37 protein-coding genes are annotated in these 24,145 nt (G+C 59.3%); 21 read left to right on the forward strand and 16 right to left on the reverse strand.

Going from position 1 to position 24,145, the window contains the following annotated elements; genetic code table 11:
- Positions 1 to 58 precede the first annotated feature (58 nt).
- From ACUCV3_RS01565 to ACUCV3_RS01620, 12 genes are all read right to left on the reverse strand, one after another.
- Entirely contained in the window at positions 59 to 364 is a 306-nt protein-coding gene (locus tag ACUCV3_RS01565) for a hypothetical protein (RefSeq protein ID WP_482240301.1), read from the reverse strand.
- A complete protein-coding gene (locus tag ACUCV3_RS01570) occupies positions 361 to 726 on the reverse strand; it encodes a hypothetical protein (protein WP_482240302.1) in 366 nt (121 codons plus the stop codon). The genes ACUCV3_RS01565 and ACUCV3_RS01570 overlap by 4 nt, the downstream gene beginning before the upstream one ends.
- Complete coding sequence (locus ACUCV3_RS01575) at positions 723 to 923, reverse strand: hypothetical protein (RefSeq protein WP_482240303.1); 201 nt, start codon at positions 921 to 923, stop codon at positions 723 to 725. The genes ACUCV3_RS01570 and ACUCV3_RS01575 overlap by 4 nt, the downstream gene beginning before the upstream one ends.
- The gene (locus ACUCV3_RS01580) at positions 920 to 1,189 is read right to left on the reverse strand and encodes a hypothetical protein (protein WP_482240304.1); all 270 of its coding nucleotides are present in this window, start codon (positions 1,187 to 1,189) and stop codon (positions 920 to 922) included. The genes ACUCV3_RS01575 and ACUCV3_RS01580 overlap by 4 nt, the downstream gene beginning before the upstream one ends.
- 13 nt (positions 1,190 to 1,202) lie before the next feature.
- Positions 1,203 to 1,604, reverse strand: a complete 402-nt coding sequence (locus ACUCV3_RS01585; RefSeq protein ID WP_482240377.1) for an HNH endonuclease — start codon at positions 1,602 to 1,604, stop codon at positions 1,203 to 1,205.
- Positions 1,605 to 1,760: 156 nt separating this feature from the next.
- Positions 1,761 to 2,132, reverse strand: a complete 372-nt coding sequence (locus ACUCV3_RS01590) for a hypothetical protein (RefSeq protein ID WP_278395093.1) — start codon at positions 2,130 to 2,132, stop codon at positions 1,761 to 1,763.
- Positions 2,129 to 3,667, reverse strand: a complete 1,539-nt coding sequence (locus tag ACUCV3_RS01595) for a hypothetical protein (RefSeq protein ID WP_482240305.1) — start codon at positions 3,665 to 3,667, stop codon at positions 2,129 to 2,131. Before ACUCV3_RS01595 ends, ACUCV3_RS01590 begins: the two co-directional genes overlap by 4 nt.
- Positions 3,668 to 3,886: 219 nt before the next feature.
- Positions 3,887 to 4,084, reverse strand: coding sequence for a hypothetical protein (locus ACUCV3_RS01600; RefSeq protein ID WP_482240306.1), 198 nt, complete (start codon positions 4,082 to 4,084; stop codon positions 3,887 to 3,889).
- Between the two features lie 137 nt (positions 4,085 to 4,221).
- Positions 4,222 to 4,446, reverse strand: coding sequence for a hypothetical protein (locus tag ACUCV3_RS01605; RefSeq protein ID WP_482240307.1), 225 nt, complete (start codon positions 4,444 to 4,446; stop codon positions 4,222 to 4,224).
- Positions 4,436 to 4,801: a hypothetical protein gene (locus ACUCV3_RS01610; RefSeq protein WP_482240308.1), complete on the reverse strand. Its 366-nt coding sequence runs from the start codon at positions 4,799 to 4,801 to the stop codon at positions 4,436 to 4,438. The genes ACUCV3_RS01605 and ACUCV3_RS01610 overlap by 11 nt, the downstream gene beginning before the upstream one ends.
- Before the next feature lie 99 nt (positions 4,802 to 4,900).
- Positions 4,901 to 5,470, reverse strand: coding sequence for a hypothetical protein (locus tag ACUCV3_RS01615; protein WP_137405488.1), 570 nt, complete (start codon positions 5,468 to 5,470; stop codon positions 4,901 to 4,903).
- A 453-nt stretch (positions 5,471 to 5,923) separates the two neighbouring features.
- Entirely contained in the window at positions 5,924 to 6,391 is a 468-nt protein-coding gene (locus ACUCV3_RS01620; RefSeq protein ID WP_482240309.1) for a hypothetical protein, read from the reverse strand.
- Between the two features lie 355 nt (positions 6,392 to 6,746).
- On the opposite strand from ACUCV3_RS01620, the gene ACUCV3_RS01625 reads away from it, so the two are divergent.
- The gene (locus ACUCV3_RS01625) at positions 6,747 to 7,577 is read left to right on the forward strand and encodes a hypothetical protein (RefSeq protein ID WP_278395084.1); all 831 of its coding nucleotides are present in this window, start codon (positions 6,747 to 6,749) and stop codon (positions 7,575 to 7,577) included.
- A gap of 66 nt (positions 7,578 to 7,643) precedes the next feature.
- Here the strand turns inward: ACUCV3_RS01625 and ACUCV3_RS01630 are convergent, their stop codons facing one another.
- Both ACUCV3_RS01630 and ACUCV3_RS01635 read right to left on the reverse strand, forming a co-directional pair.
- Complete coding sequence (locus ACUCV3_RS01630; RefSeq protein WP_278395082.1) at positions 7,644 to 8,402, reverse strand: hypothetical protein; 759 nt, start codon at positions 8,400 to 8,402, stop codon at positions 7,644 to 7,646.
- A 2-nt stretch (positions 8,403 to 8,404) separates the two neighbouring features.
- Entirely contained in the window at positions 8,405 to 8,578 is a 174-nt protein-coding gene (locus ACUCV3_RS01635) for a hypothetical protein (protein WP_312250996.1), read from the reverse strand.
- A 3-nt stretch (positions 8,579 to 8,581) separates the two neighbouring features.
- On the opposite strand from ACUCV3_RS01635, the gene ACUCV3_RS01640 reads away from it, so the two are divergent.
- The 4 genes from ACUCV3_RS01640 to ACUCV3_RS01655 all read left to right on the forward strand — a co-directional run bounded on the left by ACUCV3_RS01640 (position 8,582) and on the right by ACUCV3_RS01655 (position 10,883).
- The gene (locus ACUCV3_RS01640; protein WP_482240310.1) at positions 8,582 to 9,331 is read left to right on the forward strand and encodes a Mom family adenine methylcarbamoylation protein; all 750 of its coding nucleotides are present in this window, start codon (positions 8,582 to 8,584) and stop codon (positions 9,329 to 9,331) included.
- 149 nt (positions 9,332 to 9,480) lie between these two features.
- Positions 9,481 to 9,810 carry a type II toxin-antitoxin system RelE/ParE family toxin gene (locus ACUCV3_RS01645; RefSeq protein ID WP_278394897.1) on the forward strand — a complete coding sequence of 110 codons (330 nt, stop codon included), beginning with the start codon at positions 9,481 to 9,483 and terminating at the stop codon, positions 9,808 to 9,810.
- A 2-nt stretch (positions 9,811 to 9,812) separates the two neighbouring features.
- On the forward strand, positions 9,813 to 10,112 hold the full coding sequence (locus ACUCV3_RS01650) for a helix-turn-helix domain-containing protein (RefSeq protein WP_278394895.1): 300 nt from the start codon (positions 9,813 to 9,815) through the stop codon (positions 10,110 to 10,112).
- Between the two features lie 399 nt (positions 10,113 to 10,511).
- Complete coding sequence (locus tag ACUCV3_RS01655) at positions 10,512 to 10,883, forward strand: HNH endonuclease (RefSeq protein ID WP_482240311.1); 372 nt, start codon at positions 10,512 to 10,514, stop codon at positions 10,881 to 10,883.
- On the opposite strand, the gene ACUCV3_RS01660 is transcribed toward ACUCV3_RS01655, so the two are convergent.
- Positions 10,852 to 11,202, reverse strand: coding sequence for a hypothetical protein (locus ACUCV3_RS01660; protein WP_482240312.1), 351 nt, complete (start codon positions 11,200 to 11,202; stop codon positions 10,852 to 10,854). The two genes, ACUCV3_RS01655 and ACUCV3_RS01660, sit on opposite strands and share 32 nt — an antisense overlap.
- Positions 11,203 to 11,534: 332 nt before the next feature.
- Between ACUCV3_RS01660 and ACUCV3_RS01665 the strand changes: the two genes are divergently transcribed.
- Both ACUCV3_RS01665 and ACUCV3_RS01670 read left to right on the forward strand, forming a co-directional pair.
- The gene (locus ACUCV3_RS01665; protein WP_482240313.1) at positions 11,535 to 11,924 is read left to right on the forward strand and encodes a hypothetical protein; all 390 of its coding nucleotides are present in this window, start codon (positions 11,535 to 11,537) and stop codon (positions 11,922 to 11,924) included.
- A 15-nt stretch (positions 11,925 to 11,939) separates the two neighbouring features.
- Entirely contained in the window at positions 11,940 to 12,347 is a 408-nt protein-coding gene (locus ACUCV3_RS01670; protein ID WP_482240314.1) for a hypothetical protein, read from the forward strand.
- Here ACUCV3_RS01670 and ACUCV3_RS01675 read toward each other — a convergent pair.
- Entirely contained in the window at positions 12,331 to 12,705 is a 375-nt protein-coding gene (locus tag ACUCV3_RS01675) for a hypothetical protein (RefSeq protein WP_125985901.1), read from the reverse strand. The two genes, ACUCV3_RS01670 and ACUCV3_RS01675, sit on opposite strands and share 17 nt — an antisense overlap.
- A 21-nt stretch (positions 12,706 to 12,726) precedes the next feature.
- Here ACUCV3_RS01675 and ACUCV3_RS01680 point away from each other — a divergent pair, with 21 nt between their 5' ends.
- The 14 genes from ACUCV3_RS01680 (at position 12,727) to ACUCV3_RS01745 (ending at position 24,142) form a co-directional block, all read left to right on the forward strand.
- A complete protein-coding gene (locus ACUCV3_RS01680) occupies positions 12,727 to 14,403 on the forward strand; it encodes a terminase large subunit (protein WP_482240315.1) in 1,677 nt (558 codons plus the stop codon).
- An 11-nt stretch (positions 14,404 to 14,414) separates the two neighbouring features.
- Positions 14,415 to 15,638, forward strand: a complete 1,224-nt coding sequence (locus tag ACUCV3_RS01685; protein ID WP_482240316.1) for a phage portal protein — start codon at positions 14,415 to 14,417, stop codon at positions 15,636 to 15,638.
- 8 nt (positions 15,639 to 15,646) lie between these two features.
- Positions 15,647 to 16,453 (forward strand): HK97 family phage prohead protease, encoded by an 807-nt coding sequence (locus tag ACUCV3_RS01690; RefSeq protein WP_482240317.1) that lies wholly within the window; start codon positions 15,647 to 15,649, stop codon positions 16,451 to 16,453.
- Positions 16,443 to 17,522: a phage major capsid protein gene (locus ACUCV3_RS01695; RefSeq protein ID WP_482240318.1), complete on the forward strand. Its 1,080-nt coding sequence runs from the start codon at positions 16,443 to 16,445 to the stop codon at positions 17,520 to 17,522. The genes ACUCV3_RS01690 and ACUCV3_RS01695 overlap by 11 nt, the downstream gene beginning before the upstream one ends.
- Before the next feature lie 74 nt (positions 17,523 to 17,596).
- On the forward strand, positions 17,597 to 18,106 hold the full coding sequence (locus ACUCV3_RS01700) for a head-tail connector protein (protein ID WP_278394881.1): 510 nt from the start codon (positions 17,597 to 17,599) through the stop codon (positions 18,104 to 18,106).
- Between the two features lie 2 nt (positions 18,107 to 18,108).
- A complete protein-coding gene (locus tag ACUCV3_RS01705; RefSeq protein WP_278394879.1) occupies positions 18,109 to 18,432 on the forward strand; it encodes a phage head closure protein in 324 nt (107 codons plus the stop codon).
- Positions 18,429 to 18,878: an HK97-gp10 family putative phage morphogenesis protein gene (locus tag ACUCV3_RS01710; RefSeq protein WP_278394877.1), complete on the forward strand. Its 450-nt coding sequence runs from the start codon at positions 18,429 to 18,431 to the stop codon at positions 18,876 to 18,878. Before ACUCV3_RS01705 ends, ACUCV3_RS01710 begins: the two co-directional genes overlap by 4 nt.
- On the forward strand, positions 18,878 to 19,237 hold the full coding sequence (gene gp17, locus ACUCV3_RS01715) for a tail completion protein gp17 (RefSeq protein WP_278394876.1): 360 nt from the start codon (positions 18,878 to 18,880) through the stop codon (positions 19,235 to 19,237). The genes ACUCV3_RS01710 and gp17 overlap by 1 nt, the downstream gene beginning before the upstream one ends.
- Before the next feature lie 85 nt (positions 19,238 to 19,322).
- Positions 19,323 to 19,739: a phage tail tube protein gene (locus tag ACUCV3_RS01720; protein WP_125988785.1), complete on the forward strand. Its 417-nt coding sequence runs from the start codon at positions 19,323 to 19,325 to the stop codon at positions 19,737 to 19,739.
- Complete coding sequence (locus ACUCV3_RS01725) at positions 19,739 to 20,146, forward strand: phage tail assembly chaperone (RefSeq protein WP_278394873.1); 408 nt, start codon at positions 19,739 to 19,741, stop codon at positions 20,144 to 20,146. The genes ACUCV3_RS01720 and ACUCV3_RS01725 overlap by 1 nt, the downstream gene beginning before the upstream one ends.
- A gap of 71 nt (positions 20,147 to 20,217) precedes the next feature.
- A complete protein-coding gene (locus tag ACUCV3_RS01730) occupies positions 20,218 to 20,475 on the forward strand; it encodes a phage tail assembly protein T (RefSeq protein WP_278394871.1) in 258 nt (85 codons plus the stop codon).
- Positions 20,476 to 20,482: 7 nt separating this feature from the next.
- On the forward strand, positions 20,483 to 22,846 hold the full coding sequence (locus ACUCV3_RS01735; RefSeq protein ID WP_278394869.1) for a hypothetical protein: 2,364 nt from the start codon (positions 20,483 to 20,485) through the stop codon (positions 22,844 to 22,846).
- 25 nt (positions 22,847 to 22,871) lie between these two features.
- Complete coding sequence (locus ACUCV3_RS01740) at positions 22,872 to 23,492, forward strand: hypothetical protein (protein WP_482240319.1); 621 nt, start codon at positions 22,872 to 22,874, stop codon at positions 23,490 to 23,492.
- Positions 23,489 to 24,142, forward strand: coding sequence for a hypothetical protein (locus ACUCV3_RS01745; RefSeq protein WP_278394867.1), 654 nt, complete (start codon positions 23,489 to 23,491; stop codon positions 24,140 to 24,142). Before ACUCV3_RS01740 ends, ACUCV3_RS01745 begins: the two co-directional genes overlap by 4 nt.
- The last annotated feature ends 3 nt before the right edge of the window (positions 24,143 to 24,145 follow it).

Genomic DNA, 24,145 nt, shown 5'->3' on the forward strand with positions numbered 1-24,145 from the left:
CCGATAAATCAATTAAATCGACAGATTTTCGGATTGGCGCTATCGTCGTCGCGCCCCGTCATTCCGGCCGTATCTGGCCAGCCGTCACCCGCACCGTCGTCGCCGGAAATTCCACCTCCAGCGATCCGTCACCATATACGGAGACGACGGTGCCGATTGTTCCGGCCGGGACGGTTCGGGTCTCGACGGCGCCGTTCGGGCTGACCCGATCTTCGGTGATCGGTTCGACCAGGACGACGACATCGAGGTCGGTCAGGGCGGCCATCACCCGATCGTCGGGCCAGCCCGTCACGTCCACCGTTTTGACCAGGCCACGATCGGCAGCGTCCGCAAGGGCTATCAGGCGGGCCAGATGGTCGGTCATTCCGACTGTCCCCCAGCATAGCACCGCGCAAAACCGATCAGCGATGAATAGGTCACGGCCGCGTAAAGGTGGTGGGGTGTCCATCCAAAGGCTTTTCGAACGGCGGCCATCTGTTCTTCTTCGGCCGATAGTTCGGCCGAGATTGTGTCTCGCCACATAAGGGCGAAAAAGACAGCATCGACTTCATCAGTGAACGTCAGCTTCCGGCCGTCGATGCGATGATCGGCGTGGGCGTTCTCTTCTATCCAAACACCCAAGCGGCCGACCAGGCGTTCGCCACGCTTCCCCTGGGACCATTCACGAAAGGTCAGGTCGCGGGTTTGCAAGAGGGATCGCGGCAGTGTGAAAGTCGTAGTTGTCATCCCTTCACCTCCCTGGCCGCAGGGGTCAGCACGGCCTGGCCAATCGATGACAAGATCGCTTCGAGATCGTGGTGCATCGCCTGCTGGTCGGGACCGTTCGGGTCGAGCATGTCGAGCAGCCGGTCCAGCTTGGTCTCGACGCGGTCCAGCCGGTTCTCGATGGTGATCAGCCGGTGGGTGATGGTTCGGTCGATCATGCTGCGCCCTCCGCGATCATGTCTCGGTGCGCCTGGACGAAATGACCAAGGGCGCGACGATGCGGTGACGCTTGCAGAACCAAGCGGCCGTCGATGACTTGGACGGTGGCGTAAATGGCGGCGTCGAGGTCAGGTCCGATGCGCTTCGAAGCGCGGGCGATGAAATCGTGGACATCGTCGATGTCATAGTCGCAACAGAAATCCTCCGCGAATTCGGTGACGATCGACGGGAAGTCGAGGAGGGCGGAAAGGTCGAATGTGATCACGGGTTTGGAACTCTCAATGCAGGGTGGTCGGGGTGGTGGCGGCGCGACGCTTGTCGGCGGCATTTTCGCGAGGCGTGGCCCAGCGAAGATTTGCCAAGCGATTGTCGCTGCGATCAGCGTTCGGCCAATGGGCGGCTTGTGCGCCTTCGAAGGGAGGAGGGCTGTCGTGCGCCATCAGCACCAGGCGATGGACATACATGTGACGGGCCTTGCCGTTGTCGTCGATCAGGACGATCTGGCGGTAACCCTTGCCGCTGTCGTAGTCGGCCATGATCGCGCCGGAAGCGGTAGCGATGCGGCCCTGGTCGGAAACGCGGTAGCGGGTGAAGCCAGGGATCGGTTTGAAAGTTTCGGGGGAAGTGGTCGGCCGGTTTGCCTGGCCGAATGCAGTAACGGTAATCATAATTAAAAGCACCAAAATGATTGATACTTTTATTTATCATCGACAATGGATAGTTATATTTGGACTTGATTTGGAAAGATGATATAAGAGGAAGGTCTTTTAGATTGTTTCTTTTCAAACTACGACTTGCCCCGGATCAAACAAATGGTCCGGGGCATTCTTTGTTGTTCAGGGCGTCCGTTTGATTCGTCCGAGCAATGCCGCCATCGTAACCGACGCAGCCCGCTGTCTGCGCTCTCTCTCCCGCACGACCTCGCAAAAATCATCGCCGAACATCAGCCAGAAGACGGCCGCCGTTTCCCTGTCCGCGAAGATCAGCGCTTCGCAGGGTGATTCCCGATCGATCCTCACGCTTTCGCGATGGTCGATCAGCCAATCGTGCATCTTCGCGGGAAGTCGCAGTTCCCCGTTCGGAAGGTCATCGCCCTCGTCGGGGTCCGGCTCGTCCGCGTATACGGCGAAGTCAAACGGTCCCTGTGGGATCGTTTCCCACCACAACAGTTCGGCGGGAATTTTGAGGCGAAGGTTCTCGTCGATCATGCCGGTTCCGCCTCCTTCGCCCGGTTCGCCCGGCTCTTCTGCTGCCGAATCCGATCCTTTTCCCGCTTCTCGATTGCCGCTTGTTCAAGCTGCGCGGGTGTCAGGACCGGCTTGACCTTTTTCGGACGACCAGGCTTCCGGCGCACGACATCGGCGAAGCCAAGATCGATCAGCACCAGGCCAGTCGAGAAATGACCGACGCTGTCGAAATAGGCCTGGAGGTCTTCGGCCTGGCGTCTGTCGTAAACAGTAATGGTCAGCTTGCGCGTGTCGTCGGCTTGGCGTCCGATACGGTTGGCGAACTGGATCAGCGTTTCCGTTTCGCGGGCGCGGGTCGCCTGGTCGGCGGTGATGTTCATGGACTCGAAAATCGAAATTTCAGACGGTGACGGCTTCGCGCTGTAGAGCATCGTGGCGTGGGTGAACGACGCGTAGCTATTCGAGCCCGACTGTTGTGGCTGCAACATCAGGCCAGGGATCGCCGCCAAGCTCGATTGACGCTTCGTATTGGTCATCCAAATGTGCGCCGACGGATCGACGTTGACGAACTGGCCGGTGTCATCCGTCTCGCACAGGTAATCGACCGCCCGTGCGAGATTGGCGCGCCCCTGATCGCTGTCGAGGAAGGTGGTCGAGCAGGTGTGGCCTTCGGCGAAATATCGAATTTCGACCGGACGGACGGCAAACGGCCGCGCAGGCAACACGGGCAGCGGCGTAAACACGACCTTCGGCGCCTGCCCGTCTTCCGCGATCCCGCACCGGTTCAGCCAGATCATATATGTGATCGACTCCAGGAAAGCGTTGCCGACCACTTCGATCCTATCGAACGCAGACAGCGCGGTCGGAAGCCAAAGGCTATGCCACGTCCATTCGAGGCCGTCGGTGTCCATGTCGTCCCAGGTCGTCAGATCGACGTAAACCGGGTTGTGGTCGGCTTCCTTTCGACCTTTCTTTTCGTCGGCTTCGACATAAGCGGTGACGCGGCTGTGGAAATTTTCCAGCGAGCGAATGGCGGTGTCGCTACGGACGGATTTATTCGTCGGGGCGCCTTCGCGCGGCCGAACAGTCGAGAATGCACGTCCGGCCGGATCGGGGATCAGGTCGTATCGAGCGGCGAACCAAGCCGATCCAAGCGCAGGGGTCTTCAACGTCTCGCGAAGGAAGGCAGAAGGCGTCTCATCGATATAACAGCGCCAACCGGCGAACTTCGACAGGTCCGAGATTTGCAGCGCCGTGTGGGTGGTCACGATCACGACGTGGCCGGTCGAATAGATCGTCGGCAGGGCCTCGATATCGACGCGGACGTTCGCCGATCCGCCAGCGAACTTGCCTTCGGACGAAAAGATCGCGCGGATAAAGGGGGTGGTGCCTGCCTTGTCGGCCTGGTCGCGGAGATTGCGGATGGTCTGCTCGATCATCTCGCGGCGATCGACGGCCAGAATGTGGAGGCCGGGAGTGGTGACGATACGTTCACGCTGCGAATAGCTCTTGCCAGCGGCGCACCGCTCGGCCGAATAATGGATGGTATTGGTCATGTTTCCTTTCAAATTATTAATGTTTACGTGTCACCGGCGCTAATATCTGTCACAAAATAACTCCTAATACTATAGGGATTTATGTGTGACATCTGTTGATATATTCGACGACAAGGCGAAGAATACATCGATTTGCTGGTTTCACCTATATTTATCTAAACGCGTCGAAATCGAGGCCGTAGGTCTCGATGAAGGCGCCGGTGGCGTGGTCGCTTGCGATCACGGCGCCCGATCATCTGGCGTTCGAACGCACCAGCGTCTTCGCGGATGATCCACCATCTCGAAATCGCCGGTTATCTGGGCTTCGCGAATTTCGAAATTACGGATTGCCTGGCGGACGGATGATTGCCCGCTTGGGCGGGCTGGGATCATTCGCACGAACATGATGCGGCGCGCCCAACGCTGCGCGTCGGTCACGGGTCGGGTCGATCCCCGTCTTCGACGGGAACAACCCGAGATTTCGCCTTTCGGCTTCCTCGACGCCCCTGACCCTTATTTTGACCCGGCGAAGCCGGGGCGGATACTAGCGCCGGGGACATCGTCGGCGCGGGTCGTCAAAGCCACCGAAATTTGAACAGGGCGGCGTCGGCGAAGTCGTCGAAGACAATCGTCGATCGGGTTCCGACGCGCGCTTCCCACCGGCCGGTCACGTTCTCGCGGAGCCAATCGGCCACGTCGTCTTTGAGCCGCGCCTTGATCGTCTCGTAACCGCCGCCCGGCGCGCTTCGACATCCACCGCGCACGCGCAGGCAGGCGGGAAGATCGAATTCAACAGTCATGGGTCGGCACTCCCGCGAGCGAAGCAGGTCGCAGCGCCAGATAGGCGGCGGGGAATTCGACCAGGTCGAGCCAGTGCGCGGGCGGATCGTCCGACGCATTGGCGTCCAGCAGGATCGACCAAGCCACAAATGCCAGGCGGTCTCCGCTGAACATGCGAGTGGCGCTGTGGGGGCCGATGTGGACGTGCGTGACGTTGAACGATGGATGGGCGATCGTCTGGACGGTGATCGCGTCCCGTTCTGCGACGGTCACCGAAGCGCCGTCGAGATGATGGTGGCCGTCCACCCGGCCCCGGAAGATGGACGCGGCGATGGCGTGAATTTCGCCGATGATGGTCTTTGTCGTGCTGTTCATCAGATATAGCTCCCCCGACGACCGGAGCGCCCCGCGCGCCCCGGAATGTGGTTTTCAACGATGTTGGAAAGGTTCGGTGCGACCCGAAGGGCGGCCTGGTTAGGCGGCTTTAGACGTGCGGCTTTCTACCGTTTTTGCGTTCAGCCGATCGAAACAAGAATCCATGCAGTGCGTGCGATAATTTCGGCCACTGTGCGCTCTGGTTGCCATCATCGTCGAGAGAGCGGTGTCATCGAGCCAAGTGGGTTTCACGATGAAGCAAGCGGAGCCGATCGTGCCGTTGAAACCCATCGTGATGCCCGCCGTTTCCGGGTCCATTTCCAGGACGCGGCGAACCACTTCGCGGGAAGGATTATGAACGAAGAATTTCATTTGCGGGCTGCGGGGATCACCGTGCGTGATCACGTGCTTATGCATGCGCTTCTTTGCTGCGGCCAAATCTTCGGGGTCATACACAAGCATGTTGGCACCGACCCGGTTCAATCGGAGGCCATACTGCTCGCCCCCGCGCTGCAAAGCTTCTTTGCCTGTGGCGTATGAACAATGGCGCCAGCTACCGTTCGTGTAATCCCAATCAACATCACCCCGGAGAGATTTGTTTCGCGGGAGCTTGGCGAGTGCATCGCGCAGCACTGCGGCTGCAATCTCGCCATATGCAAAAGTGGTCATATTACGATTCTCCCTTACGAGTCTTTTTCGCCGGTTGTGTGGGCTGTTTCGGGTTTGCCCGAGGCCAAATCCCTCGGGTTTTCAGGGTGTTCAGAATTTCACGCATCTTGTTCATTCGGCAATATTTCCTTTTCCCCGCCAGAACGTCTGGCGGGTTGCTGTAAGTCAGAATGTCGGGGGTGCCCGCTGCCTGCTGCGCAGGTTTTCAGGGGCGGGATGCGGCTTGTTAGCCGGAAGGGCGGATGATCATGGCGTGGCGCTTTCTGTATGTCGAAGGCGCGGAATTGCGCTGACGGAGACGCCTCTAGCGTCGCCGAATCGATCGCGCAACAGAAATCATTGATTTTGGAGAAAAATCTCCGGGATTGTTCCCGTATACCTCTTTCAATTCAAAAGTCAAAATCGAAAGTGGTATACGCACAAATTAATTCAGCAGGTCAGCGCCGGTGCCGATCAAGGCAAATCGCCTGGCCGTTCCTCCAGTCGCAGAATCCTACCCAGCTTGGTCCCGACCTCCAGCATTTCGTCCTGACCTAAGCGATGCTTATTCCGCAGTCGTTCTATATCGGCCGAGTCCGGCACGATCCCGGCGAGTCGTGATACGTGTTCGTATCCTTTGGCTGCGTCGTCTGCCGCTTTCTGAAGATAGTCCGACATGGCTCGCGCCGTCGGCTCCGGAGTGCAAACGTCATTGACCTGCTGCGCTGTCCACTTGGTCTTCCCGCGAGCAGTCTTGATCGGGCTTTCAGGATGGCGAACGTTATAATCGGTGAGCCACCGCGCGACGGCGCTATCACTATCCCGCGCACCAGCAGTGCGTATCTCCCGACGCGCCTGACGAATGTGGGTCATCATCGTCATCGCAAAATGCAGCTTCGCCTTCTGTTTCGCGTAACTCGATTCTTCTTGTGCGCTGCCCATCGGTGGCCCTGGTCGATCTGGTTCGACGGCCGTCTAACCATCACTTTCAATCGTGTCAGCCCTTGCACGATTGAATTCGCGTATTCAGGTCCATCGGTCGCGCCTATTACGGCCGGGTCAAACGCGGTGGCCACCCTTTGATGATCGACTGGACCCCGGTCCTTTCGTTCCTTTCCCCTCCCGCCTGGGGGACACTATCGGACCCCGGTCCATATGTGTCGCGGCGCACATCATGATCCGCGCCAGTCCGCTGCCAGGATCGTCGATCGCTGGTGACGTAATCACCACAAACTTTGACTCCGGTCATCGCCAATAATGGCGCGCCATTTTTATAATTTTTGAAGGAAGCGAACGCATGAATTTTGCCGATTGGATGACTGTGCCCGAACGAAATGCGGTCGCCGCAGGATTCCGCCTTGCCCGCGAAAGTGTCGGGCTGGTCGTCGCTGGTGATTGGCCGGTCGCCTGGTTGAGCGGGCCTGGCGGCATCGGCAAGACGGTGATCACGAAGACCGCCATCAAAACGTGGCAGGAGAAAGGCCTGGAGCCTGTCTTCACCAATCCTGCCAATTCCCGCGAATTGCTTGCCGCTCTGAAGACCGCGAAGGGAAAACGTCCGGTCATTATGGAAGAAGCCGACACGATTTTCCGAAGCGACAAGTGCCTGAACATTCTCAAAATCGCGACCGATCGAAAAGGCACCGGCTTCTACGATAATGTTCGGGTGACCGCGCCGCTGATCATCGCGACGAACGCGCCGCTGCATGACCTGACGCAGTGGGATAAGAAGTTGCGCCCCCATATCGAAGCGCTGTTCAACCGGGTGCCACCTGTGACGATCAGCTTCGACCGTCTCGCGAACTACGAATACGCATGCTACCTTGCGCTTTCGACCGACATGCTGCGTTGGACGCCGAGAGGTCGGACGATCAGCGCTGCGACGACTGCACGAGCGCTGTCCTGGTTCACCACCCATATCAATGAAATCGAATTGCTGTCCGCCCGCACCCTTTGCAACATCGCAGAGTGGATGACCATCCTGACTCCGAATGCGCTGGAATCCAAGCTGAACAGCATTTGTCGCCCTGCGGTCGGCAATCATCTCCCGATCCCGCTGATCGATTGGGATGCGGTCGTCGCGGAGATGATCGAAGTCCGTCGATCGAACAGGAAAATGGCGGCCTGAAACGAAAATGGCCCCGACCATCATCGATAGTCGAGGCTGCAAGGCTGCCCATGGTGGATTTAATCTCTATCGAGACGCCCAGAGCGCCTTAAACCCGGCAAGCGCCAATTCCTTTCTCTTCATAAGGGCAAGGAGTCGAGCATCGGCCCGAATTTGGCTGCCGCCGACGCCTAAAGAGTCATAGTGCGCCTCGAAAACGTCGCTTGCCGCGATGACTTCGTCAATGGCGGCGGCAATGGGATCGCTTGGAACCTTCCGTTCCAGCCACTTTGTTAGCGAAACTCCAGCCTGTTCTGCTCTGCGGCTTTCATACGCGTGTTGGCTCTGCGACAACTGCGTCAGAAGGACTTGAGCTTCCTTGCCTTTGTCAATGTCAGCCCAGATACGCATGCGCTGGTTACGTGGTCGATTGTCGAAATTAAAGTTCTGCGGGTAACTCGGATCAGGAACGAAGATGATGCGATCTTCGCCTTTTGGTTTTGGGGTAATGTCGAAGAGATCGTTGGTTGGAGATTTCCATACACTGTGAAATTCGGCTGTGAGCAATGCTTCCGGCCATTCCCAAATCGTCCAACCAAATACAGGCGATCCTCCGGCTACCCGGACTTTTGCATCTACGCCGTCGCTGCACCAGCCATAGCAACCGTAAGGATCGTCTATGACGGGAAGAAACCGAGGCGGTTCCGATCCCAAGCGTTGTGCGAAATTAATTATGTCGGCCGTTATTACGTCAGGAGTTGTCTCTTGGACAGTTTCTGCTGTTCGCTTTTCGGTGGCAAGCAGTTGCGCTGAGGCTACTCGAATATCCTCAAAAGACATTATCACGTTTATGCGTCTCCTAACTGCGTCAAGTCTGTAAGAAACTTAAGAAAATCAAGTGGCTTCTTATAAACGGTATCAGAAAGGTCAAGCGAATCAGCACCATAGCTGACTTTCAGCGCGCTGGGCTCCGGCAGTCCTGGGCAGCGCGCGAGAGTAAATAGGCTGATGATCACTCCCATAGAATGGCCGATCCTGCCGGACGGCCCGCGCCCCACGAAATGACCATTTCCGCGAAAGACATTCGGCTGATGCCGATCGCCAGCCGGGACGCAAATCCGTTGATCCAGCGTCTCCACTATTCCGGCACCTACACCAGGAACGCCCAGCTTCACCTGGGCGCGTTCATTGGTGACCAGTGCCATGGCGTGATGTCGTTCGGGCCGCCGATGGACAAGAGCAAGGTATTACCGCTGGTGCGCGAAACGCCATGGTCTGGGATGTTGGAACTGGCGCGTATGGCCTTCGACGACGTGCTGCCGAAAAATGCGGAAAGCCGATGTCTTGCGATGGCGCGTCGGCTGATTTTCGCCCACTATCCGCAGATTGAATGGCTGCTGTCATATAGCGACGGGACGCAGTCGGGCCACGGCACGATTTATCAGGCAGCAGGCTTCGATCTGACACAGGTCAGGCCGAACCGGACCATCTACGAGTTCCCGACCATTGGCCGTCGATACGCAGCCATGACCCTGGAGGCCCATTGGTCGGGCGAGACAGTTCGACAGCTATGCGCCGATCTTGGCGTTCCGCACGAATATCGAACTCGCACGACCTGGTGCAAAATGGGGCTGGCCCGGCCGCTTCCTGGTTACCAGCTTCGCTATATGACTTTCCGCGACCAGGCTGTCCGCGACCGCCTGACTGTGCCGATCCTGCCAAACAGTGCCATCGACGACGCTGGTGCGCGGATGGTCCGTGGCGAAGCTAAATAACGGGCGTTCGAAAGTAGGCGGACGACAGAAGCCCTCTGTCGCGCGGCGGTGCGATCCCGACCCGAACGCTCCAACTACATCACCATCTAGGCGTCATTGACGCCCATTTTTCGTTTGCCTCCTGGGCGTCATTGGCGTAGAGGGAAGATATGCAGACGGTCGTCGAAACTCCTACCTATATCAGCGCTGCCAAAGCGGCGGGCATCAGCGATGACGAGCGCACAGCTATCGTGGATCACATTGCCGCTAACCCGACGATCGGCGACATCATCGAAGGCGGCGGCGGGGTTCGCAAGGTCCGGGTGCCACGCGAAGGAAAGGGTAAGAGCGGCGGTTACCGCGTGATAACCTATTACCAGAACGCTGACGAACCGGTCTTTTTGATCACCGTCCTGTCGAAGTCCAAGCAGGACAACCTGACGGACGATCAGAAGAAGAAAGCCAGGGCTGCGGCGAAAGAGATTAAGAAAGGAGAATGATCGTGGATGACGAAGATTTCGCCGGGATCATGTCCGGCCTAAACGATGTGAAGGATTATTACGAGGGCAAGCGCGAAGGATACGTGGTCCACGAACCGGTTGACGTGAAGGCCGTCCGTGCGGTGACGAAGCTGTCCCAGGCCAGATTTGCCGAGGTCTATCATCTTCCGCTGCCGACGGTGAAGGGGTGGGAACAGAACCGCCGCGCCCCGGATCAGCCTGCCCGCGTCCTGTTGCAGATGATCGCCACAGACCCGACCGGCGTCGCGAAGATGATCGAGCGGATCGCGCAACCGGCCTAAATTGGGACGTTCAGAAAATGAACGTCAGATTAATGACGCTTGCCAACCACACTGGAGCGGCGCATGCATTGATCGCGACCCGGAGACGGTAACGCGTCTTCGAATAAACTTGGCCCATCCGACCTATCGGGTGGGCCGTTTCTTTTTCCGCGACGGTTAACCCTATCTTCGCAACTGTAGTGCATACCGCGTTGCACAAGAGACCGCCATTTCCCGGCGTTCCGAATTCAGCAGCAGCAAAGTCTGGCCCGATCGTCTCCCTGGTCGGGCCAATTTTTTTGACTCGAAAGCTCGCTTTGCGTAGCGTCGAAGTTGGGCGGTCCCGCAGACGCGGTCAATCTCCCCCGACTGCGTCGTTCAGCGGTTGGGGCCGTCCAACCACATTGCGTTAAATACGTGATGCCCGACAAGCCGCCGATATTCGGCCGAAAGAAGCCCGCCCAGCGCCTCGGTGGATCGACCCATCTGCGTGACCATTCCAGCGGCTATCGACGCCTGTGTGCCCGCATATTGGCCCAGGAACCCCTGTGTCGATACTGCCGACACGACGGCCGGATCACGGCTGCTAGGGTGGTCGATCACGTCGTCGCGCTGGCGCTGGGGGGAAACAATGACGGGGGCAACCTGGCCCCCGCATGTCGTGACTGCAATGATGCGAAAGGGAGGGTTGAAGCGCGGTTCGTTCGCCGTGGCCATGATATCGCGGATATCATGGCTGACCAGGAACTGACGGACTGGATCAAGCGCGGCAGGCGTCGTCCCGACGGTTGAACCAGTCGTCAGCACGCGGGAGCCAAAGCGCGATGACGCCAGCGATTTGCGTGACGGTCGATGCGATCGGAAATTCGCGGATCACGTCGTCGGCGTAAAAGAACTGTGCGGCCCATCCCATGAAAGCCGCCCCGGCCAGGATCGCAAGAGACAGCCATCCGCGTGCGATCCGCGATCGTCCCAGCAACGCCAGCGCGGGAACGAGGAAGAACGCGACCAGCGCGATGATGAATGGTCCAGCCAGGTCGCCGAAAGCAGCTTGGACCGGGCCGACGTTGATGATGTTGTCGCCGATCGTATAGCCGATGGTGCCGATCAATGTCGCGGCGCCGAGTGCCGCCGATGGTGGTATGCGCATGATGGTTTGCCTCCGTTTGAAACCGGTCGAGGAGGCAGATATTTAGCAGGCTGTCGAGGCCCGAACGCTAAATAGAGACGTTGCTCCCGTGCTGTCGGATCGCGGTGACGACCAACGATCCGGCAGCACAATCGTCCCTTATAGTGGGGCGGGTAAAATCATAATATACCATATATTGGGACTACCGCAGCCCAGGTTTTTTTTCACGCGTCCGAATTAAAATTTGGGGTCGCTATTGCCCTGCCAACGCCTGACCGGCAATCGGTGCCGCGACAAACTAACGCGGGATCGACATGCACCCCATTAAAGCGCCCTCGATTGGTCAAATGATTTTAACCTCGCTGACCTTTTCAATAGTCCCGCCTCTGTTGTTGTCGGCGGTCGGTCACAATCACTGGCTTGCGTATCTGTTCGCGGCGATTGCTGGTTATAGTTCGAATGCGGTTTGGCGGGCATACCAGCGCGAACAGGTCTGGAAGCATCTTTGGGTTCACATGAGCGACCAATACATCGAAAGCATCCAGGAACTTGAACAGTGGGAGCCGGATGGTCCTCCATCGATCTACACCCAAGAATGGGATCGGTTGTTGGCGCAACAGAGCAAGCTAATGCGCCTGTGGCACCTGGAACTTGCAACTATCGACGACAAGCATCGATGGTATGAAATCAGCATGAACGGCTAGAACCATAAATACACGATGCGTCCCGGAAAAAAGCTATCCGATCCAGCCCGCAAAAAGCTAGCTGGCACCCACAAGAAAAGCGCCGATAACAACGTCGTTTCGATCAGCCCCGACATCGTGCGCGACGTGCCGGTCATGCCGGAATGGCTCTCGCCTGGAGCCCGTGAAGTATGGGCCACTGACATCGAGCGGATTGCCGCGATGGGTGCGACCGCCGTCGATAGCAGCGCCGTCGCCCTCTATTGCGAGACCATGGCGGTCTTCGTCGCTTCCGTTCGCGCGAGCGAGCCGGTCAACGCCGCCTTTCGATCGGAACTTCGTAAGCAAGCCGAGTTGCTCGGTATTGCGGGCGCCAAGTCGCGTCTGGCGCGGATCGCGTCGGCCGAACCGGTGAAGGCCAGTCCGTTCAGCGTTCGGCGATAGGTTCGGCGCAGGCGCTTAGTTTCTCGATTTGCTCCTTCGCGCCAGCCGTGATGCCCATGAAATTCCGAAGCCACAGCTTCACCACTCGCCGATTTCCTTCGTCGATCACATCGACCAGAATGTCACGTTGGATGCCGTCGTTCGTATAGGACATTCCGTTTTCGATCGGCATTGCGCGCATTGACGCCGAAAGTGTCCCGACCCAGCGCGAACCCAAACATCCCAACAGCTTGTCCATCGGGACCGAAGACTGGCCTTCCCAACGGGGCGGGCGCTTCCTCCATTGCTCAACGGTCGCGGTCGATCCGATCGACGGAATGACCATTACCATCGCGGCCAGTGCAAGTCCGAATTTCATTGCTTTCCCCCTAAATATACGGTGCCATTACCCCGTTATCCTCGAAATTCATATGCTTGGGTTGCCACCGATTACGCGAAGAAAGTCGTCAACGGCAAGATCGAAGCGTGTTGGCAAATCCGCGCCGCGTGTCAGCGCTATCTCGACGACCACGACCGCACTGACATCGAGTTCAACACTGAATATGTCGATCACGCCTGCGAATTTATCGAGGCTCTTCCGCATGTGACCGGCGCGCTGGCAGGCCAGCCGATCAAGCTGGAGCCGTTCCAGGTTTTCTTCATCGCGAACATCTTCGGATGGATTGTGAAGGCGACCGGCCTGCGCCGCTTTCGCGAAGCGCTGGGGCTGTTTCCGCGCGGAACCGGCAAGTCTCTGATCGGCGCCGCCATTGGCGTCTACATGAACTTCGCGCTCGGCGAACAGGGCGCGCAAGGGTTTAGCGGTGCCACGTCGATGGACCAGGCCGCTGCTGTGTTCGACCCTGCGAAAAAGATGGTCGAGATGACCCCGGACCTGGCTGACGCCCTTGGCTTGGAAGTGTCGGCCCGCGCCATTTTCCAGTCTCACACCGGCAGCAGTTTCAAGCCAGTTATCGCCAAGACCAAAGACGGCGGCATCCCGTGGATCAGCATCTGTGACGAGTTGCACCAGGCCATAGACGGCACCCAGCTTGCGGCCTTCAGGACTGGGATGGGCAAGCGTCGCGGTTCCGATCCCCTCTTGCTGATTATCACGACGGCCGGGTTCAATCTCGCCGGGGTGTGTCGCCAGGAGCAGCTATATTTCGAGGCCGTGCTGACTGGGACGATCCGCGACGACAGCAAGTTTGCCATGATCTACACGATCGACGCCGACGATGATTGGCGGGATTTTCGGGTCTGGCAAAAGGCGAATCCGGGATACGGCGTCAGCGTCGATGAAGATCATCTTCGTCGCGAATATGAAAAGGCGCTTCAGTCGCCCCGATCGCAAACGGAGATGCTGACCAAGTATCTCAACGTCTGGTGCAACAGCGCGTCCGGCTGGTTGAATTCGGTCGATTGGGCGAAGGCGGCCGATCCCGCGCTCGACATCCCGCCTGGGACACCCGCCTGGCTTGGCGTTGACCTTTCGACGAAGACTGACCTGACCGCGATCGTTGCCGTGTGCCTGCTCGCCGACGGCCGGAAAGCTGTCGTGCCATATCTCTTTTTGCCGACCGGCGCACTGGATCGCTCGCCGAACCGGGAGGCCTACACCGATTGGGGCGCATCTGGTGTCGTCCATCAAACCGAAGGCAGTGCATCCGATCACGCAGCGGTCGAGGCGAAAATCCGCGAATTGTGCCGGACCTACAATGTCCAGCAAGTTGCATTCGACGCCTGGCAATCCGCGACGATCAGCCAATCGCTCGCGGCCGACGGGATCAGCGTGGTCGAATTTCCGCAGAAGGCGGCCACGATGCATCCGGCAATGGTCGATTTTGAGGCCGACCTGTTGAACGGCCAGATCGTCCACCCCGACAATGCCTGCCTGAACTGGATGGCGTCGAACATTAGCGTCACCCGGCGCGGCGCTATGATGTCGCCATGCCGTCCGACCGGCCAGGATCACCTCAAGATCGATGGCATGGTGGCTGCGCTGATGGCCCACGCGATTTCATCCGTCGAACCGCCACCGGCGCGCGCTGACATCGCCCTGGAATTCTGGGACTGACTAAATAGTCGATGGGAAAAATCATCGACTTTCTGTTCGGTCATCCGGTCGAGCAGTCGTTCGCCACCAAGTCCGCCGTCCCGGTTCATTCGCCCGAAACGATCGAGCGACAGCTACGCGACGAGCAGGAATTCGGCACGTCCGCGATTGCGATTTCGGCCGTGTTCGCCTGCGCGCGCGTCATTGCGGAGGGCTTGGCGCTGCCGCCTTGCTATCTTCATCAGACGGACAATCGCGGCAAGAAGCTGGCGACCCGCCATCCGCTGTATCGGTTGCTCCACCTGGCGCCGAACGACCGGCAGACTTCATACGAATTTCGCGAACAGATCGGCCTCCACCTTGCGTTGAATGGCAACGCCTTCGTGTGGGTCAACCGCAGCCGTGCAACCAATGAAATTCTCGAAATGCTGCCGATGGACCCCGGTTCGGTGACCGTGCTGGTCGATCCGTCCGTGATCGGCGCGCCTGTCCGTTACTTCCTCTATGGTCAGGAAGTCCCCTCCGACCAGATTTGGCATTTGAAGGGTCCGGCCTGGCGGTCATACGAAGGCATGTCGGCGGTCAACACAGCCCGCCAGGCGATCGGCCTCGCACGTCACGCCGAGAAATTCGCGTCTGACCTGTTCGTAAATGGGGGCAAACTCTCCGGCTTGATCAGCGCCAAGACGCCGATGACCGACGACCAGGTTCGACAGCTTCGCGAGGCATGGTCGCGCGCCTATTCCGGCCCAGGAAAACAGCACAAGACTGCCTTTCTTCCCGCCGACCTCGCTTATACGCCGATGTCCGCCACCGCGACCGATGCCCAGATGATCGAGGCGCGGCGTTACCAGATCGAAGAGATTTGCCGGTTCTTCCGCGTGTCGCCCACTAAGGTTTTCCAGAGCGGTGGATCACAGTCCTATGCCAGCGTCGAGCAGGCGCATATCGCGCATGACCAGGATACGGACGCCCATTGGCACGCCCGGTTCGTCCAGTCTGCGTCCGTTCATCTTCTGACGGCGGCAGAGCGCGCGGCCGGTTACACCATCAGTCTCGACAATCGTGACTTTTTGCGCGGAACCGCCGTCGAACGGATGACCTACTATAACGCTGGCATCGCGGCCGGGATCATCACCCGTAACGAGGCCAGGGAGATGGAAGGGTTCGACCGTTCGGATGATCCGTCGGCCGACCGTCTGACGCCCGCCGCGAACCTGTTCGGTCCCGACCAGGCCCAGCCCGCCGCAGCATAAATATCGGCATGGAAAAGAAATCCCTGGCACTGCGCGAAGTAAAGTTCGCACCACCTACTGACGACACGTCCGTCCGCGAATTCAGCGGATACGGCGCGGTTTTCGGCAATGTTGATTCTTACGACGATATCATAGCGCCTGGCGCTTTTGCGGCGTCGATCGCCGAACATAAAGCGGCCGGGACCATGCCGGTGATGCTGTGGAACCACGACGCGATGGCGATGCCGATCGGCTTGTGGACCAGCTTCGACGAGGATGACTACGGCCTCAAGATGTCCGGTGTGTTCTTGGACACCGTGGCGGGCCGTGATGCCCACACGATCGCCAAGGCGGGCGCCGTCACCGGACTATCGATCGGTTACTTCGTCACCGCGTCTGAGATCGAAAAGCGCGATGGCAAGACCGTCCGCGTCATCACCGAGGTGAAGCTGATCGAAGTCAGCCTGGTGACCTTTCCGGCCAATGATCTGGCCTGCGTCAACGACGTAAAATCCCACATGGAGACAGAAGAAATGAAATTGCAGCGCAAGTCGCTCGAACGCCTGGCCGAACTATTCGGCGAAGCGAAAGACCTGATCGACGGTCTCGTAGCCGAAGCCGACGAAGAAAAGTCTGAGGTCGATGATCAGGCCGAAGACGAAGAAAGTATCGAAGGCGAAGAAAATTCATCGGATGACCCGGAGTCGGAAGATGAAGTCGAGGCACTGTCCGACGAAGAGATCGAAGGCGAAGCTAAATATAATTTGACGGCACGAATTGAGGCCGTGCGTAACCTAACCCTTGCTGTGAAAAACCTGGAGAACCATGGCCGATAAATTCCTCGACGAGATCAACAATCTCGCTACTGCTGTTACCTCGCGCTTCGACGACATCGAAGGCAAAATGAAGGCTCTCGAAAAGGCGGGTAACCGACCGACCATCGACGGCGCGGAAAATCCCGAACTCAAGTCGGCGTTTAACGCCTTCCTGCGTGGCAACCAGGCCGAATTCAAGGCTATGTCCGCCACTGGCACCGACGAAGGCGGTGTGACCATCCCCAAGCAGATGGCCGCAAGCATCCGTGCCCGCGTGCAGGAAATCTCGCCGTTCCGCAGTGTTGCCGAAGTCGTCACCGTTTCCACCCCCGACTACCGCATTCCGTTCGCCACCACGGGCGCCGATGCTGTCTGGGTTGGTGAAAAGGACGCACGTCCCGAAACTTCCGCACCCAAGATCATCGAACTGACGCCGTCGTTTGGCGAACAGTATGCTTCGCCGTTCGTCACGCCGACCCTTCTGGAGGATTCGGCCTACGATATCGAAGGTTTCCTGGTGAACCAGGTCGCGATCAAGTTCGCCCAGATGGAGGGCGCCGCCTTCCTGAACGGCACCGGTATCGGTCAGCCCAAGGGCATCCTGACCGTTGCTACTGCCGCGACCGCCGACAAGGCCCGCGCGTTTGGCACGCTTCAGCACGTCACCAGCGGCGCAGCGTCGAACCTGACGAGCGCCGATCCGCTGCGAAAGCTGGTTTACAGCCTGAAGGCCGAATTCCGCGCAAACGCCAAGTGGATCGCCAACCGCGACACCATCGGCACCCTGATGTCGTTCAAGGATTCGACCGGCCGCTATCTGTGGCAGGACGGCCTCGAAGCTGGTCAGCCGGGTCGTTTCATGGGCTATGAAGTGGTCGAAATGGAAGACATGCCCAACATTGCGGCGGGCGCTACCCCGATCATGTTCGGCGATTTCCGTCGCGGCTATACCATCGCGGATCGCGTCGGCATTTCGATGCAGTATAACCCCTACGCCTTTGCCCCCTATGTCGCGTATCAGACCCGCGCCCGCGTGGGCGGCACGCCGACCGACACCGACGCGGTCAAGATTCTGAAGATCGCGGCCTAATCGGCTTCGACGATCGAAACCAAAAGAGGGGCCGGGGAAACCCGGCCCTTTTTCGTGCCAAGATAAATACCGGCGTGAAGAGAATTTCCGCCCCCGCATTCCCCGCCGTTTCTGCCGTCCAGTTGCGCGAATGGCTGCGCCTTGACCCTGATGTCGATGCCGACACCCTCGACCTGCTGCTCGGTTCTGCGGTTGATCACGTCCAGGCCCTGACCGGCCAGATCGTCGTGTCGGCCGATTACGCGACGGTTCTTCGCGGCCCTGGTTGCCATGTCATCACCATCAGCAACGCAACGGCCGTCGCGCTGTTCGACCAAGCTGGTGACCCGATCACCGACATCGATATCGTCGAAGCCAGCGTTCATGGCGATCTTGTTTTCGTCGAAGTGGTTCCGCCCGACCTTGGCCCGGTCACCGTCCGCGTGACGGCTGGCTGGACGACCGAAAAGGCGGTTCCCGCATCATTGCGCCACGCCATCGCCGTCTATGTCGGGGCCGCATACGACAGCCGCCACGCCATCGACGACGCTACGCTTCGCACGGTCGCGGCCCTGTGCCAGCCCTTTCGCCGGATCGTCATTTGACCATGAAGATCGACGCCGGGGCGCTGGATCGCCGCATCGAAATCATGGTTCAAACGAAGGTTCGCGACGCGGTCGGCCAGGAACGATCGACCTGGACCGTCGCCGCGACCGTCTATGGCCAGCGTCTGGAACTGCGCACGTCGGACATAGCGCGCGGAGCCGGTCGCCAAGCCGTTCCTGCGGCCCGCTATCTGATCCGCTACCGGCCCGGCCTGACGGTCGCGCACCGAATTCGAGTGGACGGTCAGACTTATTCCATTGTTGCGATCGACGAACCGGATCGTCGCACGACGCTGGTCGTCACGGTCGAGGGGGTCGCGCAATGACCGTCACCGTCACCACGACCGGGTTCGCCGCGCTCGATACCCGCATGAAATCGCTGTCGAACGACATCGCCACCAAGGTCGGCCAGTCGGCTAACCGTGCTGGTGCGGTCGTGATCCAAAAAAAGATCAAAGAAGGCGTCCCAATCGGCCCGCACGCGGAAGGGTCGATCCGCAATCGCACCCGGAAATCGGGCAAAGTCGTCCAGGAAAAGCACACCAAGATCATCAACAACGTCAAGGTGCGAAAAGTCAGGGCGGAAGCTGGCCGGGTCGTCAATGCGATCGTGGTCGGCAAAGATGCGTATCACGCTTCGTTTGTTGAATTTGGCAGCATCCATAATGCCCCGAACCCGTTTTTCCGCACCGGCTTTGCGCTCGCGAGCGAAGATGCCGTCGATCAGGTCAAAAAGGTCTTGGCCCGTCGCCTCGACAAGGCAGGCGTGTGATGATCGAGGCCCAGCTTGTCGCCCATCTCGCGGACCTTGCGCCGCCCATGTATCCCGGCGCCGCTCCGCTCGACTATTCGACGCCCGCCGTCGTCTACAATCGGATCACAACCGACCCCAGCGATGACCTGTCCGGTTGGACCGGCGAAGGCTGGCTGACGTTCCAGATCGACGTTTACGATCCCGCCTACCTGGTCGCGAAGGAACTGGCGGCCGACATCCGCGATCGCATGATCGAATGGGACGACGAAACGGTCCAATCGGTGACCTGGATCGGCGAGACCGACATGATCGACGAAACCACCGATATCAGCCTGTTTAGGACGATGCTGCAATTCCGTCTTTACGCCACCCTCTGATCGACAGGTTAATGCGCGCCGTTGGCTAAATAATTGCGTCCGGCGCGCCTTTGCGTCGAAAATCATACGGAGACGCAAATAAATTATGGCATCTGGCGCAGTTCATAGCCGCAAAACGAAAATTGAAATCACCGACGGTTCGACCAAGGTCCAGATCAAGGGCCTTACCGGATTTTCTGGTCTGGGCGGTGGTTCCGCTTCCGTCATCGACGTGACCGATCTCGACAGTGACGCAAAAGAAAAGATGATCGGTCTGGCCGACGAAGGTCAGGTCACCCTGTCGCTCAACTATATGCCCGCCGATCCCGGTCAGGTCGCCCTCGAAGAAGCGCGTCTGTCGGGCGAACTTTCCGAATTCGTCATCACCCTTCGGAGCGGTGCGACCTACACCTTTTCCGCCGCCGTGCTGTCGTTCGAAAAGTCGGGCGGTGTTGACGCGGTTATCGCCGGTTCGGTCGCGCTTGAAGTGTCGGGCCTGGTCGTGAAGGGCACCGCCGCCTAATGGCGATCCTTTCAAAGGGGGCGATCTTCGCGGCCGCCCCCGCCACCATTGAAGTCCAGATTCCCGAATGGGGCGGCTCGGTCATGGTCCGCGCCTACAGCCTGATCGACCGTATCGCGCTGATGGATGTCGCGACCGAAAACGACCACGCCGTCGAACTCTTCCAGCGCGATCAGGCACTGGACGAAGAAAACCGGGAAGGCCTTGCCGAGGTGAAGCGGTTCGACGCCGCTGTCCTGGAGATCATCCATAGCTGCGTCGATGACACCGGCGCCCGCCTGTTCGATCTGGCCGATCACGACCGCATTCGAGCGCTGTCCTACACCTCGCTGCAAGCGATCCTGATCGCGATCCGGCAGATCAACACGGTGCCGGACCAGGCTGCGCTAAAAAAAAGTTCAGACTGAACCCTAATCGGCGGTTTCTCTTCCGCCTGGCTCTTCAAATGGGCCGGACGGTCGAGGAACTGTCTTCGACTATGTCGATGGACGAATACCACGAGTGGCAGGCATATTACGAGGTCGAACCATTTGGTTCGCCGGTCGAAGACGATCGCTTCCGTAACCTTCTCGCCCTGCAATATTCCGGCCTTGGCGGCAAAGAAGAAATTCACTGGCTGGACCGTGATCCCGAATGGTCGGCACACCTGCGTGACCTGGCACGACCGCCTCTCGACGACGCGATCGAAGCCTATTTCGAAGCACGGATCGCCGCTCAGAAGGCACCATCGACCTAAATAATCGATGGCTGATCTAGGTTCTCTTTTCGTAAATCTCGGATTGGAATCCGCGCAATTCATCAACGGGATGAAAAAAGCAGCGGCCCAATCAGAGGCAACCAACAAAGCAATCTCCCGCGCGATGGACGGCGCGAAGACGGCCGTCACTGGCCTCCTGGCTGTGATGTCGGTCGATGCATTCGTGTCGGCCGCACGCGCCGCATTTGACTACGCGGATTCGATCGTTGACCTCGCGGATCGCACCGGCGCGACCACCAAATCCATCCAGGAACTCCGATACGCCGCGCAGATGACCGGTAGCGACTTTGCGTCGGCCGACGGGGCGCTTGAGAAATTCGCCAAAAATCTTGGCACCGCACAATCTGGCGGCAAGGCGATGGGCGAAGTCTTCAAAGGCCTCGGCGTCACGTCTAGCGATTTCGACACCGCGCTGCGCGAAACCATCGAAGGTATCAGCAAGCTGCCGACCGTTTCCCAGCGAAATGCGGCGGCGTTGCAGGTTTTTGGCAAGTCGGCGGGCACATTAACGGCGCTGATGGGTGAAGGCGCCAAGGGCTTCGACGAATTCGCTGACGCGGCCGACGATCTTGGCATCGTGCTGGGTGACGACCTGCTCCGCAACGCTGGTCAGATCAACGATAGGCTCGACACGCTCAAGATGACACTCGACGCGCGGTTCGCATCCGCGATCGTCCAGAACGCCGACGCCATCGGGAACCTGGCCGACCAGGTCGTCAAGATCGCGACCGCCATAGCGCAGTTCTGGAGCCAAAATCCGACAGCGGCCATGGCGATTATGGGCGCGCTGGCTGGTGGCATTGGTGGCGGGCTTGTGGGCGGCTTGCCTGGAATGGTCGGCGGCGCAGTCGCGGGCGGCATCGGTGGCGCCGTGCTGGGCTATAATAGTCGCGGCGAACGCAAAACGCTGACCGACGAACGCGCGTCCCTAGTCGCTCAGAATAGCGGGAAGAATCCGCTCCTTGCTGCGGTCGGCATCGACGCCGACGCGATCGGAAAGGGATCGCCGCAGTGGAAGAAAAACGAAGCCCGCATCAAAGCCATCGACGCCCGCCTGGCGCGAATGACCGCAGAAGAAGAAGAGGCGGCGGCCAAACTGCTTGCTGGTGGAAACGGCGGCGGCGGCGGTGGCACTCTTCCACCCGTTGCAGGCGGCGGCAAGAAATCGACCGGCAAGACCGCCGCTGAAATCGCAGCCGAACAGTCTGCCCGCTTCACCGCCGACATGGCTTCCGGCGATATGGAGTTGCTGTCGGCGAAACAGGCGCTGCTGTCCGATATCGTCGAACAGTCGGCGAACCAGCGTGAAATCCTGTCGATCGAAACGGATCGTCGAAAGGCGGCGATCGACCAGGATGTGGCCGACAAGAAGCTGACGGTGGCACAAGGCGACGCGCTCAAGCTGCTCGAAGACAAGATCGCATATACGCGGGCGGACGAGATCAACCTGCGCGAAAACGAAGAACTGGCCCGGCAGGCACTCGATGTTCAGCACTCTTATCTCGATAATAGCCGCGACATTTTGGGGTCGGAAATGGCACTCGCGCGATCGTCCGCTGACCGGCGCGCCATCAGCCTGCGCCTGGTCGATCTCCAGTATCAGCAAGAGCGGCTTGCGATCGACGCGATCCTTGCGTCGAAACAGTCCACCGCCGCCGAAAAGGCAATCGCGGAAGCGAGGCTTGGTGTGCTGGATCGTCTCCAGGCCAACGACACGGCGGCGGTCAACCACGATACGATGGGGCCGTTGGCTCAGTATCTCGACGGCATTCCCCGCACGGTCGGGGAAATCCAGGATGCGCTGGGCAGCGCTGCGGCGGAAGGTTTGGGATCGTTCAACGACGGTCTGCGCGAAGCGATCCGGGGTGCCGGAAATCTGGGCGATGCGTTCGAGGCGGTCGGTGACCGGATCATCGACAAACTGATCGACATCGCCCTCCAGCAAGCGATTTTGAAGCCGCTGGGATCGCTGTTTGGATCAGTGCTAGGGTCGATTGGCACCAGCCTCGCGGGTGGCGGTGGCGGTGATATCGTGCTGGGCGGCGCGGCTCTCAAAATCGGCGCGCGCGCTAATGGTGGCCTGACCCGCGCTGGCACCTATGTGGTCGGCGAACGCGGCCCGGAAATTGTGAAGATCGGCAACACCGCATCGACGGTCCCGAACCATGCCTTGAAATCCATTCGCGGCGCGGGCCAGGCCGGTCCCGCCGTCACGATTGGCAACATCACCAGCAACGACCCCGCGATGGTGCGCGCCATGGTCTACGAGGGGATCGCCCAGGCGGCGCCTCTCTTGTCGAAACAGGCGAGTGATCGAACGCTGGGCCGGTTCCAGCGGCCGACGATGTGATGAACGGCATCCGCCTAAATAATGGATGCCGACCTATCCATTGTCCTTTCCCGCCGTCACCCCGAATTCAGAGCGCCTGGCGGTCAATCGTCGCCAGGCCGCTATCGCGTCCAATTTTTCCTTGGTCCAGCAGACGATCAACACCGCCAGCCAGTGGACGCTGACCTGGACCTGGCCGCCGATGCGCCAGAATGTCGCCGAACGCCTGCGCGCCTGGCTCAATAGCCTGCGCGGACAGGTCGGTTATTTTCGTTATTACCCCCGTCAAACCGTCACTTCGACGCTGACGGGTCGGAAAGTCGCCGAAACCGCCTATGCCTATCTTTCCGCCGTCGCGATGGGCGGATGGGTCGCCGGGCAGGCCAGCCAGCTTCGGATCGGCCAGCTTTTCAGCATCGGGTCGCAACTGTTCGAAGTCACTGACGCACCAGCGAACGCCGATAGCAATGGCCAGTGCCTGGTTCAGTTCGAACCGGCGCTTCGCCAGACCTATGCGGTCGATACCGATGTCGAATTTTTCCGGCCCAGCGGTCTGTTTCGGCTGAATTCGAGCGAAGGCCAGACCTATACGCTGACACCTGGCGGCCAGCGCGGGAATCTCGCCGAATTCGGCACACTGACCGCTGTGGAGGCGGTGGGCGCATGAGACCCGGCACCACGCCCGAAATCACTGCTGCCCTTGCGGAAGCAGGCATTACGACGGCTCTGTTGGCACGCCTGGATTTCAAAACCGGCACGGTCTGCGCTTGGACTGGCGGCCATTCGATCAAGGTGACCGGTTGGGCCGACAGCCTCTTGAACGATCAGACCTTCCACCCCCTCGAACAGGGTGTGATCGTCGATATCGGCGACAACAGCTTTTCCTATAGCGGCTCCGAAGCGTTGGAAATCGCGCTCGGCCTACCGTCTTCGATTCCACTCGCGCTTGAAGCTGCGGCGGTCGAGCCGACCGAATACCAGGGCCGAACGGCCACGATTTGGCGCGCGCTTTTGATCCAGCCTGGCCTGATCGCTGAACCGCATTGGGTCTTTCGTCGAATTCGATCGGGCACGATGGATACGGTCGAAGTCTCCGGTGATGGACTGTCGCGGACGTTCAAACTGTCGATCGAAGGCCATGCGGGCATGATCAGCAACGCCACCCAGGGCACCTATCTCGACCAGCCGAAATTCGATCCTAACGATCGGTCGCAGGACTATGTGTCGGCAATCGCAAATGGCGACGACCTGATGAAGGCGGCCCCGACGGGCTGGGCGGCGGTCCAGTCCACGATCAACAACTGGCAGCAGCGATAATCG

The organism is Sphingobium sp. VMM (assembly GCF_056790315.1).